This is a genomic window from Kitasatospora sp. NPDC004289 (assembly GCF_053602875.1).
The window spans coordinates 13,088-29,179 of record NZ_JBSGEL010000057.1 but is presented as its reverse complement, the minus strand read 5'-3'; the positions used below and the strand labels follow the sequence as shown (position 1 = coordinate 29,179).

General features: G+C 71.4%; 14 protein-coding genes and 1 riboswitch. Of the genes, 6 read left to right on the top strand and 8 right to left on the bottom strand.

Going from position 1 to position 16,092, the window contains the following annotated elements:
* The first annotated feature begins 8 nt into the window (after positions 1-8).
* Together ACWEPF_RS29975 and ACWEPF_RS29970 are read left to right on the top strand one after the other, a co-directional pair.
* Complete coding sequence (locus ACWEPF_RS29975; RefSeq protein WP_452175014.1) at positions 9-1,550, top strand: MFS transporter; 1,542 nt, start codon at positions 9-11, stop codon at positions 1,548-1,550.
* A gap of 186 nt (positions 1,551-1,736) precedes the next feature.
* Positions 1,737-2,342, top strand: a complete 606-nt coding sequence (locus tag ACWEPF_RS29970; RefSeq protein ID WP_452175013.1) for a TetR/AcrR family transcriptional regulator — start codon at positions 1,737-1,739, stop codon at positions 2,340-2,342.
* 82 nt (positions 2,343-2,424) lie between these two features.
* Here ACWEPF_RS29970 and ACWEPF_RS29965 read toward each other — a convergent pair whose 3' ends face one another.
* Complete coding sequence (locus ACWEPF_RS29965) at positions 2,425-3,291, bottom strand: helix-turn-helix domain-containing protein (protein WP_345289596.1); 867 nt, start codon at positions 3,289-3,291, stop codon at positions 2,425-2,427.
* A gap of 421 nt (positions 3,292-3,712) precedes the next feature.
* On the opposite strand from ACWEPF_RS29965, the gene ACWEPF_RS29960 reads away from it, so the two are divergent.
* A complete protein-coding gene (locus ACWEPF_RS29960; RefSeq protein WP_452175012.1) occupies positions 3,713-4,255 on the top strand; it encodes an ATP-binding protein in 543 nt (180 codons plus the stop codon).
* 125 nt (positions 4,256-4,380) lie between these two features.
* On the opposite strand, the gene ACWEPF_RS29955 is transcribed toward ACWEPF_RS29960, so the two are convergent.
* Entirely contained in the window at positions 4,381-4,620 is a 240-nt protein-coding gene (locus ACWEPF_RS29955) for a DUF397 domain-containing protein (protein WP_345289599.1), read from the bottom strand.
* 340 nt (positions 4,621-4,960) lie between these two features.
* On the opposite strand from ACWEPF_RS29955, the gene ACWEPF_RS29950 reads away from it, so the two are divergent.
* Positions 4,961-5,818 (top strand): sirohydrochlorin chelatase, encoded by an 858-nt coding sequence (locus ACWEPF_RS29950; RefSeq protein WP_452175011.1) that lies wholly within the window; start codon positions 4,961-4,963, stop codon positions 5,816-5,818.
* Between the two features lie 90 nt (positions 5,819-5,908).
* On the opposite strand, the gene ACWEPF_RS29945 is transcribed toward ACWEPF_RS29950, so the two are convergent.
* Positions 5,909-8,002, bottom strand: coding sequence for a hypothetical protein (locus ACWEPF_RS29945; RefSeq protein WP_452175010.1), 2,094 nt, complete (start codon positions 8,000-8,002; stop codon positions 5,909-5,911).
* 191 nt (positions 8,003-8,193) lie between these two features.
* A riboswitch (cyclic di-AMP (ydaO/yuaA leader) is annotated at positions 8,194-8,394 on the top strand.
* On the opposite strand from ACWEPF_RS29945, the gene ACWEPF_RS29940 reads away from it, so the two are divergent.
* Both ACWEPF_RS29940 and ACWEPF_RS29935 read left to right on the top strand, forming a co-directional pair.
* The gene (locus ACWEPF_RS29940) at positions 8,381-9,532 is read left to right on the top strand and encodes a transglycosylase family protein (RefSeq protein WP_452175009.1); all 1,152 of its coding nucleotides are present in this window, start codon (positions 8,381-8,383) and stop codon (positions 9,530-9,532) included. It overlaps the preceding riboswitch by 14 nt.
* A gap of 66 nt (positions 9,533-9,598) precedes the next feature.
* On the top strand, positions 9,599-9,802 hold the full coding sequence (locus ACWEPF_RS29935) for a hypothetical protein (protein WP_452175008.1): 204 nt from the start codon (positions 9,599-9,601) through the stop codon (positions 9,800-9,802).
* 51 nt (positions 9,803-9,853) lie between these two features.
* On the opposite strand, the gene ACWEPF_RS29930 is transcribed toward ACWEPF_RS29935, so the two are convergent.
* The 5 genes from ACWEPF_RS29930 to ACWEPF_RS29910 all read right to left on the bottom strand — a co-directional run bounded on the left by ACWEPF_RS29930 (position 9,854) and on the right by ACWEPF_RS29910 (position 16,011).
* The gene (locus ACWEPF_RS29930; protein WP_345289151.1) at positions 9,854-10,903 is read right to left on the bottom strand and encodes a LacI family DNA-binding transcriptional regulator; all 1,050 of its coding nucleotides are present in this window, start codon (positions 10,901-10,903) and stop codon (positions 9,854-9,856) included.
* A gap of 1 nt (position 10,904) precedes the next feature.
* On the bottom strand, positions 10,905-12,620 hold the full coding sequence (locus tag ACWEPF_RS29925) for a glycoside hydrolase family 13 protein (protein ID WP_452175007.1): 1,716 nt from the start codon (positions 12,618-12,620) through the stop codon (positions 10,905-10,907).
* A gap of 107 nt (positions 12,621-12,727) precedes the next feature.
* The gene (locus ACWEPF_RS29920; protein WP_452175006.1) at positions 12,728-13,639 is read right to left on the bottom strand and encodes a sugar ABC transporter permease; all 912 of its coding nucleotides are present in this window, start codon (positions 13,637-13,639) and stop codon (positions 12,728-12,730) included.
* The gene (locus tag ACWEPF_RS29915) at positions 13,636-14,631 is read right to left on the bottom strand and encodes a carbohydrate ABC transporter permease (protein ID WP_449798044.1); all 996 of its coding nucleotides are present in this window, start codon (positions 14,629-14,631) and stop codon (positions 13,636-13,638) included. The genes ACWEPF_RS29920 and ACWEPF_RS29915 overlap by 4 nt, the downstream gene beginning before the upstream one ends.
* 96 nt (positions 14,632-14,727) lie before the next feature.
* Positions 14,728-16,011 carry an extracellular solute-binding protein gene (locus tag ACWEPF_RS29910; protein WP_452175005.1) on the bottom strand — a complete coding sequence of 428 codons (1,284 nt, stop codon included), beginning with the start codon at positions 16,009-16,011 and terminating at the stop codon, positions 14,728-14,730.
* Between the last annotated feature and the right edge of the window lie 81 nt (positions 16,012-16,092).

Below are 16,092 nucleotides of genomic sequence, written 5' to 3'. Positions count from 1 at the left end.
TCCTCCCCATGACCACAGCACGAGAGCCATCGGCATCCGCCGCTCCCGCCACCCCCTCTGACGCCCCGTCCGTCCACGGCGACGAAGCCTGGAGCCCCCGGCTCTGGGGCACCCTGATCGTGCTCTGCGCCGCGCTCTTCCTCGACGCCCTCGACGTGTCGATGGTCGGCGTGGCACTGCCCTCGATCGGCACCGACCTCCAGCTCTCCACCTCCACCCTCCAGTGGGTGGTCAGCGGTTACGTGCTCGGCTACGGCGGCCTGCTGCTGCTCGGCGGCCGGGCGGCCGACCTGCTGGGCCGCCGTCAGGTCTTCCTGGTCGCCCTCGCCGTCTTCGCCGCCGCCTCCCTGCTCGGCGGCGTGGTCGACGACGGCGGGCTGCTGATCGCGGCGCGCTTCGTCAAGGGCGTGGCGGCGGCCTTCACCGCCCCGGCCGGACTGTCGATCATCACCACCACCTTCGCCGAGGGCCCGGCCCGCAACCGCGCGCTCAGCATCTACACCGTGACCGGCGCCAGCGGCTTCTCGCTCGGCCTGGTGCTCAGCGGCCTGCTCACCTCGGCGGGCTGGCGCTGGACCTTCCTGATGCCGGTGCCCGTCGCGCTGATCGCCCTGGTCTTCGCGTTCCGCCTGCTGCCCCGCCAGCCCCGGCCGCCGCGCGGCTCCGCCGGGTACGACATCGCCGGCGCGGTCACCGGCACCGGCTCGCTGCTCCTGCTGGTGTTCACCGTGACGGAGGCCCAGAGCGCCGGCTGGGCCAGCCTGCGCACCATCGGCTCGCTGGTCCTGGTGCTCGCCCTCGCGGCGGCCTTCCTGGTGATCGAGCAGCGCACCGCGCACCCGCTGGTGCGGCTCGGCATCTTCCGCAACGGCGGCGTGGCCCGGGCCAACCTGACCGCGCTGGCGCTCTTCGGCTCCTACGCGGGCTTCCAGTTCATCGCCACGCTCTACCTCCAGCGGCTGCTCGGCTGGTCGGCCCTGGAGATGGCGCTGGCCTTCCTCCCGGCCGGCGCACTGGTCGCCCTCTCGGCGACCAAGATGGGTTCGATCGTGGACCGCTTCGGCACCGGACGCCTGATGGTGCTCGGGGTGCTCTCGCTGACCCTCGGCTACGCGCTCTTCCTCCGGCTCGACGAGCACAGCGGCTTCGCCACGCTGGTGCTGCCCAGCATGGTGCTGCTCGGCATCGGCTTCGCGCTCGGCTTCCCCTCGGTCAACATCGCGGCCACCAACGGCGTCGACGACGAGGAGCAGGGCCTGGCCTCGGGCCTGGTGAACACCGCCTTCCAGGTCGGCAGCGCCCTGGTGATGGCCGCCGTCACCGCCGTGATCACCTCGGGCAGCGGCGGCGGGGAGAGCGCCGCGGCCCAGCTGGACGGCTACCGCCCGGCCCTGCTGCTGGTCACCGGGATCTCGCTGGTCGGCTTCGTGGTGGCCGCCGTGGGCGTGGCGCTGGAGCGGCGCAAGGCGCCGGTGGCGGTGCCGGACTACGACTACACCCGCAACGCCGCAGAGACCCCCGCGCCGGCCGAGGTGCTCACCAAGGGCTGACCCACCGGGTCGGTTCATGACGGAGGCCGGGTCCACCAAACCCCCGTGTTGGTGGACCCGGCCCCGTCGCCGTACGCGTAGCCCGAAGGGCCGGGCGAGCGGCTCCCGCACAGTATATTGGCTGGGAGCCAATCAACGTACGGAGCAGACACGATGGCACCTCGCGGGGAATCGGTCAATGAGGAAATGCGCCAACGTTCCCGGCTCCGCATCATGCAGGCGACGGTCGATCTGGTGGACCTGAACGGGTACGCCAAGACCACGCTGGGCGACATCGCCGAGCGGGCGGGGCTGGCGCGGGGGCTGCTGACGTACTACTTCGACAGCAAGCGGCTGCTGATGCAGGCGGCCACCCACCGGATGATGCACCTGACGCTCTCCGCCGCCCTGGCGGAGCTGCCCGGGGGCAGCGACCCGGAGGCCCGGCTGGCCCGGGCGATCGACGCGGTGCTCGGGCTGGCGCTGGACCACCCCCGGGTGATGCGCTCGCACCTGGCGCTGATCCTCGACCCGGACGTGGGCGCGTTCGTGAAGGACCCCGAGCAGCGCACCCTGGGCGGCATCCTCCAGGGGCTGCTGGGCGACTGGGGCGCGGCCGACCCGGTGGCCGAACACGCGGTGCTGCGCAGCGCGTTGATGGGCGGGGTGATCGGGCTGCTGCTGCCGGGCGCGGCGGTCTCGCTGCCGCCGATCCGGGCGGACCTGTTCTACCGCTACGGCCTGGCCTGGGAGTTGGGCCGGCCGCCGCTGCCCGAGGCGCCACCGCGCGCGCAGCCGCCGACCCGGGTCTGAGCCGGGCCGGGGTCTGACGACCTGTCAGGAATGCGTCAGGGGCCCGGACATGAGTCTGCCCGGGCCCCTGACGGAGAGAAGATCAGTTGCCGGACAGTATCCGGGTGAGCAGGTCCTTGGTCTGCTCCGGCGTCAGGCTGTCCACGCACAGGCGCTCCATGACCTGGACGTAGGCGTCCACGTCGTCGCGCTTGTCGAGGTAGAGGGCGCTGGTGAGCTGCTCCAGGTAGACCACGTCGGCGAGGTCCTGCTCGGGGAAGCGCAGGATGGAGAACGCGCCGCTCTCCCCCGCGTGCGCGCCGAAGCGGAACGGCATCACCTGGATCACCACGTTGGCCTGCTCCGACACGTCGAGCAGGTACTGGACCTGAGCGCGCATCACCTTGGGGCCGCCGACCGGGCGGCGCAGCGCGGCCTCGTCGATCACGGCCCACAGGCGCGGGCCCGGCCCGTCGCTGAGCAGCTTCTGACGGCGCATCCGCAGGCTCAGACGGCGCTCCAGCTCCTCCTCGGTGATCACCGGGCGGGTCTGCGAGAAGACCGCGCGGGCGTACTCCTCGCACTGCAGCAGACCAGGGATGAACTGCACCTCGTAGGTGCGGATCTGGGCGGCCGCCTCCTCCAGACCGACGTAGGTCTGGAACCAGCCCGGCAGCACGTCGTTGAAGCTGTGCCACCAGCCGGACTTGTTGGCCTCGCGGACCAGGCCGAGCAGCGCCTCGCGCTCGGCGCCGTCGTCCACCCCGTAGAGGCTGAGCAGGTCGGCGACGTCGCGCTCCTTGAAGGAGACGCGACCGAGCTCCATGCGGCTGATCTTCGACTCGGAGGCGCGGATCTGGTAGCCGGCGTCCTCCCGCGTGATGCCCCGGGACTCCCGGAGCCGGCGGAGCTGCGAGCCGAGCAGGATCCGGCGCACCATCGAACCGCCACCGGGCTGGACTGTGGTCATTGCCGTCAAAACCTCCGCCGTGAGCAAACAGCGCACAGTCTGCCATCAGTTGAGCGCTCTGGGTGCCGGTACTGACTGATCAATCTGCCAGTTCTGCTCCGACCCTCCCAGGATGCACGTGCATCCGGCGCTTGCATATGCCAAAGGTGCGACTGCACGTGAATCGACTCTTGCATCCGCAGTGTGCGCACGGGACCATGGTGCACGTGCACCTGCACACCCCTGGCACCCCCGCGGGCACCGTGTCGACGTCCCCACGCGCGATTCCGCACACGCCTCCGGCCGCGCCCCCGCGCGGCCGGATAGCCGTGTGCGGACGTGGTTCGTCGGCCCGGTGGCCGCGCGGCCGAGCGAGTCGGAGGTGACCGGCATGACCCCGGTGGGTCCCGCCGTGTCCGCCCCCTTATGGGAGGAGCTCTTCATGAGCACCGGTACGGCCATCGCGGCCGACCCGTACGTGGTCAGCTGCACCCTCGCTCCCCGCTTCGAGGCCGTGAAGACGGCCCGGGAGTTCGCCAGGGAGACCTTGCACGGCTGGGGCCTGGCTCCCCTCTTCGACGACATCGCCCTGGTGGCCTCGGAGTTGGTCACCAACGCGCTGCGGCACGCCCTGCTGCAGCGGCCCGACGCCGCGTCGGCGGTCCGGCTGCCGGTGCAGCCCGGTCCCGACCGTACCGTGGAGCCGCGGGCCGATGCGCGCCTTCTGCCGATCCGAATAAGCCTGGTGCACCGCGCACCCCAGGTGGTCTGTGCCGTCAGTGACCCGAGCAGCCAGGGTCCGGTGGCCCGCGAGCCCGATTTCGTCGCCGAGTCCGGCCGCGGCCTGCACCTGGTGGACTCCTTCAGCCGCTCCTGGGGCTGGCACCCGCTGGCCGGCGCGGGCAAGGTGGTCTGGGCCGTGTTCGAGGCCGACACCGTCCCCGCCCCTGCGGCCGCCCCCGGCCGCCACCGGCGCTCCGCCTGACCCGCCGTCATCCGGCACCCGCCGACGGGGCACCCGTCCGTCTGACGCCCCGTCGGGCCCGGACACGACGAAAGGCCGCCGCGATCCCCTCGCGACGGCCCCGGTGCCCCCGGTCCGACGGGCTGTCAGCCCGCCAGGTGGTCGAACTCCCCGTCCTTCGCACCGAGCAGCAGCGCCGCTATCTCCGCGCGGGTGTAGACCAGGGCCGGCCCGTCCGGGAAGCGGGAGTTGCGCATCGCGACGTCACCACCCGGCAGCGCCGCGAACTCCACGCAGTTCCCCTGCGAGTTGCTGTGGCGGCTCTTCTGCCAGACCACACCCTCGAGGTCCGCGGAAGGCATGCCGTTGTACGTGGTGTTCTGCATGTGGATTCTCCCCGACGTGACAGGCGTTCGCCTCACTTGACGTGATGATAGCTCCAGTGCACGTGCATCAGCACGGGTGTTTGCGCGTGCACGATGTGGGGCATCAATCAGTCAGCACGGGTGTCCGACAAGCGAGTTGAGGCCCCGTATCAGGACAAACGCGGGCCAATCGTGGACATACCGATGACTGCGCGTACTCGAACTCCAGCGGGTTGTCGATCTTCGGGGGTTTCTCGAGATGGCTCACGGTCCGTCACCTCTGTCGGATTGTGACGCCGATCACTGTCCGGACTCCGGCCCGGCTGTGGGAGGTAGGGCGAGATGTCCTACGATCTCCGCCATGAGCACAGCAGCCATCCCGGGCCCGGCACTGCCCGTACGTACTCCAGGCTCCCGTGCGCGGGGGCGCCACCGCCGTCCCGAGCGGCCGGAGATCCCGGCGGGTTCGCCGACGCTGGTGCTGGCCGTTCCGGCCACCGCCGGGCCGGAGGTCCGCCCCGTGGTCGAGGAACTGCTCTCGATCGTGCGCGGCGAGCAGCCCGGCATCGAGACCGCCGCCGCCTACCTGGACGGCTCCCAGGACGACTCCTCCCCCACCGTGGCCGAGCTGCTCGCCCGGGCCGCCGAGGCCGGGCTGCCCGCCCCGGTGCTGGTGCCCCTCCTCCCGGGCCCGCACGGCTTCCTGACCGGCCTTCACGAGCTGGCCGCCGCGCACGGCGCCGTCGTGACGGACGTGCTCGGCCCGCACCCGCTGCTGGCCGAGGCCGTCCACGTCCGCCTCTCCGAGGCCGGGCTGGCCCGGGCCGACCGGGCCCGGCTGTTCGCCATCGCGACCGCCGCGGACGGCATCGTGCTCACCACCGCCGGCGGTGAGGACGCCGCCCAGGCCGCCGAGATCACCGGCGTGCTGCTGGCCGCCCGCCTGGCCGTCCCGGTGGTCGGCGCCGCGCTCGACGTGCCCGGCTCGGTGCTGGCGGCCGTCAACCACCTGAAGGCGACCGGCTCCCAGCGCCCCGCGCTGGCCCCGCTGGTGATCGGCCCCGAGGCCGACCCGGAGCTGCTGGCCACCGCCGCCGAGGAGGCGGGCTGCCCCAGCGCCGCCCCGCTCGGCGCCTACCCGGCCGTCGGCCAGCTGATCGTCTCGGCGTACCTGGCAGCGCTCCCGCAGCCCGCCTTCGAGGAGCAGCCGGAGGCCTGACACCCCGACAGCACGAGGGGGCCCCGTACGGTGTGCAACCGTACGGGGCCCCCTCGCGTCCGTCCCCGTGTGGACCCCGCGACCCAGGACTCAGGAGAGCGGCGCCGCGTCCCGCAGCGCGATCCGCGGGGTGACCACGGCGCGCGGCGGAACGGCGCTGGTGGTCGGGGTCGGCGCGCCCGAGAGGTGGATCTCCTGGGCCTGGTCCGCCCCGGCCCGGCGCAGCACCACCCGCTTCGGGGTCGGCAGCTTGGGGTCGATCCAGAGCTCGGTGCCGCTGAACTCGCAGTCCAGGATGGCGATGTCCTCCGGCGCCCCGCCGTCCACCGCGCGCAGCGCGACCCCGGCCTTCCGGTATCCCCTCAACGTGCTGCGCGTCACCTGGACGGTCTCGCCGGGGAGTTGGTGGAGCGCGGTGGAGACGGCGTAGTCCGACTGCCCGGCCGCGTCGATCAGCAGGCCGTCGAAGACGGTGCCCTTGTCCCGGCCGAGCGCGTGGATCGCCACTCCGCCGGCCGCGTTGCCGTACAGGACGGTTCCGTTGTAGTCGAAGTCGTTCAGGTAGGCGCCGTGCTCGATGCCCCAGCCGCCGTTGTGGTAGGCCACGAACTGGCCGACGGTGTGGTGGAATTCGGCGTTCAGCCAGACGAAGATGCCGTTCTCCAGGTTGTTGTGGGCCAGGCAGCGCTCGAAGGTCCACACCCCTTCGCTGGTCTCCGGCCACTCGTAGCCGGAGGCGCCGTTGGCGCCCTGGACGCCGACCGCCACGCAGTCCCGCGCCACCCCGCCCTTGCCCGCGCCGAGGCTGAAGCCCGTCAGCCGGTAGCCGCGCGGGTTGGGGTCGAACTGGGTGCGGGAGGCCACGCAGGCGTCGTAGGTGATGTCGTGCGAGGGCCCCTGGGGGGTGCGGGTGTCCAGCGGACCGTCCCACCAGTAGGCGTCCTCCCAGGTCTGGTGGGCGATGCAGGAGCGGAAGGTGATGCCGTGGCAGTTGTGCGGCACGAAGGCGTGGCTGCCGGTGTCGCGCACCACCACGCCCTCCACCACGGTGCCCCGGGTGGTGTCGCCGAGCATGTGGAAGTGCAGCCCGTACCGGCCGAGCACCGGCTCGGTGACGGGCTTGCCGGCCCACTTCTCCTTGCCGGCCGACCTCGGGCCCATCCAGCGCAGCGCGGCGTAGCGGACGTCGGCCCGCTGGTTGCTGGTGATGTGGACGTGGGCCCGGCCCTTCTCGGTGCCCTCGACCCGGACGTTGCGGGTCAGGTTGAGCACCTCGGCGCCGACGCTCACCCCGCCGCCGGTGGTGACCTTGGGGTGGGCGTACTTGAGCGGGCCGTCCAGGCTGACGGTGGATCCGTTGACGGCGGTGACGGTGCGGTGGTCGTAGCGCTCGGAGAAGCCCTCGGCGTCGGGCGTCCCGGTCGGGGTGACGGCGAGCTCGTCGCCGACCTGCCAGCCGGCCGGGGCGGCGGCCAGCCGGATGCTGGTGTCGCCGGCCTTCAGCGGGCCGGCCGCACGGACCCAGGCGGTGCGCTGGGCGCCCGCCAGGCGGAGCCGGCCGGAGCCGGTGACCCAGAGGCCGGTGTCGCTCTCCACCAGGGCCATCCCGCCGCCCTGGAAGCGTCCCTCGTCGACCGCGGGGAAGCGGACGGCGTGGACGGTGGCGGCGTTCGACGGGGCGAGGGTGAGCGCGCCGCGGACCTCGACGTTGCCGTGCGAGGTGAGCGAAACCGGACGATCCGGGGCAAAGGTGAGCGAACCTGACGGTTCGACCAGGAGCGAACCCACCGTCACGTCGCCGTCCAGCAGCACGTGGTCGGTGATCCGCACCGCCGCGCCGGGGCGGGGCGCGGCGCCGCCGCTCCAGCCGGCCGGGTCGGACCAGCTCCGCGGCCGCACCGTCTCGGAGGGCGAGGGGGAGGCCGACTCGGTGGCCGAGGCGGAGGCGGACGGGGTGTCAGAGGCACTCGGAGAGGCACCGTGCGAGTGCGAAGCTTCCGTCGGTGGCGGTGGCTTCGCCGCCGAGGGGGCGTCAGGACCGCTGCCGCTGCGCCGCACCACCTCCTCCACCCCGACCGCCGCCAGGGCGGTGCCGATCGCCAGGCCGATGAGGAGCTTCCGGCGACTGACCTTTGCCGATCCGTTGTCCGCCGGGCCCGGCTGGGGCCCTCTCGCGTGCCGCATGACCCGAAGCATAGGCAAATCCCTTTGCTCGCAAGGAATTTGAACAGAATCGATCGGAATCGACATCCGGATCGACAGCTTCCGGTTCATGAAGAGTCGGTAAAGAAACCATGATCAGCATCACAGGGGTTTGCGGTTTCAACTTAACTCTGCCTAACGTGACGCCCTGTTCGTGACCACACGGACCCAGCCCCTCCGGAACGCCGAATCCTGCCGCCGGACGGGTCGGCAGCTCATCAGCACCGCGGCAGGGGCGGGGGAACCACAGGTAAGTCGCCTGGTTTTGGTCATGTATGACCGATTTCAGGCTTGGGGTGAAGCCGCGCTCAGGCACGGCCGGGCAACTCCAGCCCGAATCCGACAGCTCACCTCGCAGGCGTGGGAGAGGAACGCGTCTTCGTGCTGTCCAGCACCACTTCCAAGCGTGCCCGCCGACTCATCGCCGCCACCGGCGTCGTGGGCATCGGCCTCACCATCCCGACCCTCACCGCCGGCACCGCCTCGGCCGCCCCCGTCTCCGTGTGGGACAAGGTCGCCGCGTGCGAGTCCACCAACGACTGGTCGATCAACACCGGCAACGGCTTCTACGGCGGCCTGCAGTTCACCTCCAGCACCTGGGCCGAGTTCGGCGGCAAGCAGTACGCGCCGCAGGCCAACCAGGCCACCAAGGCGCAGCAGATCGCGGTCGCCGAGAAGGTGCTCGCCTCCCAGGGCCCCGGCGCCTGGCCGGTCTGCTCCGTCAAGGCGGGCCTGACCAAGGGCGGCGCCGCCGCCCAGGTCGACACCTCCTCGACCACCACCGCGGCCCCGAAGGCGGAGGCCCCCAAGGCCGCCGAGCAGCCCGCCGCCCAGCCGGCCGCGCAGCCCGCCGCCGCCAAGAGCTACACCGTGGTGGCCGGTGACTGGCTCTCCACCATCGCCCAGCAGCAGAACGTCGAGGGCGGCTGGGAGAAGCTCTACGAGCTGAACAAGGCTCAGCTCACCGAGGGCCCGGACATGATCTACCCGGGCCAGCAGCTGGTCCTGGGCAACGTCGCCCAGGCCGCCCCGGCTCCGGCTCCGGCCCCCAAGTCGACCGCCCCGCAGTCGGGTTCGGCCTCCACCGGCACCACCACCAAGGCGAAGAAGTCCGCCGCCGCAGCCGCCGAGCAGACCGCGACCGTCGCGACCGGCTCCAAGGCCGCCGCGATCAACTTCGCGCTCTCCAAGGTCGGCCAGGCCTACGTCTACGGCGGCAGCAGCAACGGCGGCTGGGACTGCTCCGGCCTGACCCAGGCGGCCTTCCGCCAGGCCGGGATCTCCCTGCCGCGGGTGGCCAACGACCAGGCGGACGCCGCCACCCGGGTCTCGCTGGACAACCTCCAGGCGGGCGACCTGCTGTTCTGGTCCAACAACGGCGCCAACTCCGGCGTCTACCACGTCGCCATCTACCTGGGCGGCGGCAAGTACGTCGAGGCGGCCAACCCCCGCGCCGGCGTGAAGACCGAGACCATCGCCAACTGGGCCCCCGACTTCGCGGGCCGCGTCTGACGACGGCATGAAGCCGTGCCCCCGGAGACCTGGTCGGCTCCGGGGGCACGGCCGTATCCTGCCGCCATGGCCAAGGTCAACGTCTCCCTGGAAGCCGACTTCGCGATCGAGCTGATGCTCCTCGCCGGCACCAAGAACCCGCAGGACGCCGTCGAGCTGATCCTGCGCGACTACCTCGCGCGCTCGCGCCGCACCGAGGCGCGGACCGGCGACGCCGCCGACGAGGCCCGCCTCACCGAACCCAAGGGCGGTGTCGTCCAGGAGGGCTGACAGCACGGAGGGGCCCGGGGTCACGACGACCCCGGGCCCCTCGCGCGCGTCCTAACGCCCGTGCTGGCGCGGGCCGGTGGAGCCGCGCATGACCAGCTCGGGCTGGAACATGAACTCACCGCGCTGCGAGCCGCTGCCGTTGACCTCCTCCAGCAGGGCGTCGACGGCGGCGGTGGCCATCGCCTCGACCGGCTGGCGGACGGTGGTGAGCGGCGGCTCGGTGAAGGCGATCAGCGGCGAGTCGTCGAAACCGACCACCGAGACGTCCTTCGGTACCGCCATCCCGCGCTGGCGGACCGCCCGGATCGCGCCGAGCGCCATCAGGTCGCTGCCGCAGACGATCGCGGTGCAGCCCTTGTCCAGCAGGGCGTTGGCCGCGGCGTGCCCGCCCTCCACGCTGAACAGCGTGTGGTGGACGTACTCGGCGGCCTGGTCCGGGCCGAGGCCGAGGTACTCGCCGACCGCGGCGGTGAAGCCCTCGATCTTGCGCAGCACCGGCACGTAGCGCCGCTGACCGACCGCCAGGCCGATCTTCTCGTGGCCGAGTTCGACCAGGTGCTGGACGGCCATCCACATCGCGGCCCGGTCGTCCGGCGAGATGAACGGCGCGGCGATCTTCTCGCTGTAGCCGTTGATCAGCACGAACGGCACCTGGCGGCCGGTCAGCTTGGCATACCGGTCGTGGTCGGCGGTGGAGTCGGCGTGCAGGCCGGAGACGAAGACGATGCCCGCCACGCCCCGGTCGACCAGCATCTCCACCAGTTCGTCCTCGGTGGAGCCGCCCGGGGTCTGGGTGCAGAGCACCGGCGTGAAGCCGTGCCGGCTCAGCACCTGCTCGATCACCTGGGCCAGGGCGGGGAAGATCGGGTTGCTCAGCTCCGGCGTGATCAGGCCGATCAGGCCGGCGCTGCGCTGGCGCAGCCTGGTGGGCCGCTCGTACCCGAGCACGTCGAGTGCGGCCAGCACCGTCTGACGGGTCGTCGCGGAGACGCCCGCCTTGCCGTTGAGGACGCGGCTGACGGTGGCCTCGCTGACCCCCGCCTGCGCCGCGATGTCCGAGAGTCGCGCCGTAGTCACGATCCCAGAGCCTATTGCAACCATGTCAGACCGCCCACCAGATGGTGCTGTCCGCCGGGAGGACCGTCTCGCCCTCCACCGCGACGGCCTCGGTGGAGGAGAGCAGGATACGGCCGGGAGCGGCGATCCGGACCGGCTCGGAGCCGGTGTTCACGGTGCAGACGAAGGAACCGCGGCGGAAGGAGAGCAGGTGCTCGCCGGTCTCCAGCCACTCCACCGACTCGCCGGCGCCGAGGTCCGGGTGGGAGCGACGGATCGTCAGGGCGGAGCGGTAGAGCTCCAGGGTGGAGGTCGGGTCGCCGGTCTGGACCTCGACGCTGAGCCCGGCCCAGCTGTCGGGCTGCGGCAGCCAGCTGGGGCCGCCGGCGGTCGGGCCGAAGCCGTAGGGGGCCTCGGTGCCGGACCACGGGATCGGCACCCGGCAGCCGTCGCGGAAGCCGTCCTGGCCCTCCGCGCGGAAGAAGGACGGGTCCTGGCGGACCTCGTCGGGCAGGTCGGTGACGTCCGGCAGGCCGAGCTCCTCGCCCTGGTAGACGTAGGCGGAGCCGGGCAGGGCGAGCATCAGCAGGGAGGCGGCGCGGGCCCGGCGCAGGCCCAGCTCGCGGTCGCCGGGGGTGCGGATCTGGGTGCCCAGGCCCGGCTCGTTGGCGAAGCGGGTGGCGTGCCGGGTGACGTCGTGGTTGGAGAGCACCCAGGTGGTCGGGGCGTCGACCGGGCGCATCGAGTCCAGCGAGAGGTCGATCACCTCGCGCAGCTCGGCGGCGTCCCAGGAGGTGCCCAGGTACTGGAAGTTGAAGGCCTGGTGCAGCTCGTCCGGGCGGACGTAGTTGGCGGTGCGCTGGACGGTCGGGGTCCAGGCCTCGGCGACGCCGATCCGCTGGCCCGGGTACTCGTCCAGGATCCGGCGCCAGGCGCGGTAGATGGCGTGCACGCCGTCCTGGTCGAAGAACGGCATCACGTCGTTGCCGAGCAGCTTGAGCTGGTCGTGGGCGCCGAGGTCGGGCAGGCCGGGGGCCTTCACCATGCCGTGCGCGACGTCGATCCGGAAGCCGTCCACGCCCATGTCCAGCCAGAACCGCAGGATCGAGCGGAACTCGTCGGCGACGGCCGGGTTCTCCCAGTTGAAGTCCGGCTGCTCGGGGGCGAAGAGGTGCAGGTACCAGTCGCCGGGGGTGCCGTCGGGGTCGACGGTGCGGGTCCAGGCCGGGCCGCCGAAGATGGACTCCCAGTCGTTGGGCGGCAGTTCGCCGTCCGCGCCCTTGCCCGGCTTGAAGTGGTAGCGGTCCCGCAGCGGCGAGCCGGGGCCCTCGCGCAGGGCGCGCTGGAACCACTCGTGCTGGTCCGAGGAGTGGTTGGGGACCAGGTCCACGATGATCCGCAGGCCCAGCTCGTGCGCGTCCCGGATCAGGCCGTCGGCGTCCAGCAGGGTGCCGAACATCGGGTCCACCGCGCGGTAGTCGGCCACGTCGTAGCCGGCGTCGGCCTGCGGGGAGGCGTAGAAGGGGGAGAGCCAGACCGCGTCCACCCCGAGGTCCCGCAGGTACGGGAGCCGGCTGCGCACGCCCGGCAGGTCGCCCATGCCGTCGCCGTTGGAGTCGGCGAAGCTGCGGGGGTACACCTGGTAGATGACCGCGTCCCGCCACCAGCCTCTGCCGGCGGCACCGTTCGCAGCGGAGGAGTCGGCGTCGGACTCGGCGGCGGGGGCGGCGGGCCGGGAGGTGTCGGCCAGGTTCTGGGTCATGGACAGTCATCCCTTGGGGACTCGGTGGCGGCCCGGCCGCCCGGTCGGGGCGGCCGGTTCGCGGCAACAGGCAGGTGCGGGGGCGGTTTTGACGGTACGTCAGGCCGTCAGGACTTCGCGGCGCCGGCGGTCAGACCGGTCACGAGGTGACGCTGTACCAGGTAGAAGACCAGAGCTGCGGGGAGGGCGATCAGCACCGAGGTGGCGGCCATCAGGTTCCACTGGCTCTCGTACTGGCTGATGAAGGTCTGCAGGCCCACGGCCAGCGTGTACTTGCCGGAGCTGAGCATGAAGGTGGAGGCGAAGGCCACCTCGGCCCAGGCGGTGAGGAAGGAGTAGAAGGCGGCGACCGCCAGGCCCGGCCGGGCCAGCGGGATGACCAGGCGCCAGAAGGTGCCGAAGGGGCTCAGCCCGTCCACCCGCCCGGCCTCGTCGATCTCGACCGGGATGGTGTCGAAGTAGCCCTTCAGCAGCCAGGCGCAGTAGGGGACGGTGGTGGCGGAGTAGACCATGATCAGGCCAAGGTAGCCGTCCAGCAGCTTCAGCTCGGAGAGGATGGTGTACATCGGCACAATGAGGACCGCAATAGGGAACATCTGGGTCACCAGCAGGGTCCACATCAGCTGGCGGTGGCCGGCGAAGCGCATCCGGGAGACCGCGTAGCCGGTGGTGGCGGCGACCAGCACGCCGAAGACGGTGGTACCGCCGGCCACGATCACCGAGTTCAGGAACCAGGTGCCGAAGTCGGTGTCGAACAGCACCTTGGTGTAGTTCGAGAAGGTCACCTTGGAGAGGATCTGCCCGGGGTGCAGGTAGTCCATCTTGTCCGGCCCGAGCGAGATGAAGCCGATGTAGAGCACCGGGAACAGCGCGATCAGGCTGGCCAGCACCAGGGCGGCGTGCGAGAGCGCCTTCACCAGGGGTGAGGACTCGCCGCGGCGGCGCACCTTCTTCGGACGGCCGGGGGAACTCGCCTTCGGGGCCGGGGTGTTCACGGCCTCCTCGATGGTCGCGGTCATCGGGACGACTCCTCGTTCCGGGCCAGCCAACGGCGGTAGAAGCTGGTGAAGACGATCAGGATGGAGAGCAGCAGCACACCGTAGGTCGCCGACTGGGCGTAGTCGCGGGGCTGTTGGCCGAAGCCGAGGCGGTAGGCCCAGGTGACCAGGATCTGCGCGTCCGGCGCGCCGTTGCCGAACAGCAGGAAGATGACGGTGAACTGGTTGAAGGTCCAGATCACGCCGAGCAGCACCACGGTGGAGGAGACGGTGCGCAGGCCCGGCAGGGTGATGTGACGGAAGCGCTGCCAGGGGGTGGCACCGTCCATCTCGGCAGCCTCGTACAGCTCGCCGGGGATGGACTGCAGGCCGCCGAGGAGCGAGACCATCATGAACGGCACGCCGACCCAGGTGTTCACCCCGATGGCGGCCGCCTTCTGGGCCAACGGGTCGGAGAGCCACGAGGGTTCGGGCAGTCCGACGCTGCCGAGCAGTCCGTTGACCACTCCCCCGTCGGCCAGCATCAGACGCCAGGAGAAGACGGTGACGAAGGTGGGCACCGCCCAGGGCAGGATCAGCATCAGCCGGTAGAGGCCGCGGCCGCGCAGGTGCTGGTTCATCAGCATGGCCAACGCCAGACCGGTCGCGTAGGTGACGGTGACGCAGATGACCGTCCACGCGATGGTCCAGACGAAGTGCGACCAGAAGCGGTCGTAGGAGCCGGGGCCCCAGAGCACGTCGGCGTAGTTGTGCAGGCCGATGAACTCGTAGGTGGCCGGGATGTGCTTGACGCCGATGGTGCGGGCCGAGTTGAGGCTGTTGGAGTCGGTGAGGGTCAGGTACAGACCCTGCACCAGCGGGTAGCCGACCAGCACCCCGAGGACGATGACGACCGGGGCGACCATCGCGTACGCGTACCAGTACTTGCTGTACGAGAGCTTGACGCGGGCCAGCAGACCGGGACGGGAGCGCCGTCCGTCCTCGGCCGGCGCGTCCTGCACGGCGACTGCCATGAGTTGACACCTTCTCGGGAGTGGGTGGCAGCCGCCCGGGCCACCTCCGTCAGGTGGGCGGCCCGGGCGGCGGGCTTGCGAGGTGCTTCCTGGGGCTTACTTGGCGAAGCCGGGGAGCAGCTTGGCGTAGTCCACGGCGGCGGCGTCCAGGCCGGCCTTGGTGTCGGACTGGCCCTGGACGACCTTGCCCAGGTTGGTGCCGAGCGAGGCGAACAGCGAGGAGTACTCCGGCAGTTCGGGGCGCGGCTGGGCGGAGGCCAGCACCGCCTGGAAGCCGGCGATGCCCGGGTCGGCCTTGACCTCGGCGGTGAAGGCGTCGGTGCGGGTCGGCAGGGTGGAGTTCTTCTGCGCGAGGAAGGCCTGGCTCTCGGCCGAGGTCAGGAAGCCGGCCAGCTTGGCGGCGGCCTCCTTGTGGGCCTTGTCCGAGCCGGCGTAGACCGAGACGTTGTGGCCACCGGTCGGGGCGCCGGCCTTGCCGGCCGAGCCGGCCGGGACGGGCGCGATGCCGAGGTTCTTCTTGTCGGCGAAGGCGGTGCCCTTGTAGATGTTGGTGACCTCCCACGGGCCCTGGATGATCGCCGCGACCTTGCCGCTGTTGAAGGCGTCCATCATGTGCGCGTAGGAGTCGGTGGTGACGTCGGCCTTCACGGTGCCCGGGGCGGTGAACATCGACTTGTAGGTCTCGATCGCCTTGGCGGCCTCGGGCGAGTTCACGGTGATCTTCTTGCCCTTGGCGTCCACCGTGTCGGTGCCCTCGCCGAGCAGGTAGGGCATCGCGTAGTAGCCGTCACCGGCGCGCTGGAAGAAGCCGTCGGCGCCGGTCTTCTCCTTGACCTGGGCGGCGGCGGTCTTCAGCTCGTCCCAGGTGGTGGGCGCCTTGGTGATGCCGGCCTTGGTGAACAGCTCCTTGTTGTAGAGCAGGCCCAGGGTGTCGGTGACCAGCGGGGCGCCGTAGACCTTGCCCTCGAAGGTGGCCTGCTGGATCAGGCTGGGCTGGAACGCGGCCTTGTCGGCGAGCGCGGCGGTGCCGTCCAGCGGCTCCAGGTAGCCGGCCTTGGCGAAGGCCGAGGTCCAGCCGACCTCGGAGCGGAAGGCGTCCGGGGCGCCGGTGGCGCCCATCGCGGTCTGCAGCTTGTTCTGCGCCTGGTCGAACGGGACGTTCTCGAACTTGACCTTGATGTTCGGGTTGGCGGCCTCGAACTTCTTGACCAGGGCCTCGTAGTTCGGCGCCTCGTTGGTGGCGTTGGAGGTGTCCCAGTAGGTGATGGTGACCGGGCCGGAGGCGGCCTTGTCGTCCGAACCGGAGCCGCTGCTGCCACAGGCCGCCATGGTGACCGCGAGGGCCGCAACGAGGGCAGAGGCCGCGATGCCACGCCGCATGAGAACTCCTTGGGGAAAGGTGGGGGTGCCCGAAGTGGAGGGGGACGGCGCATAATGGCTGTCCCGTTGCCGACTGCGCCG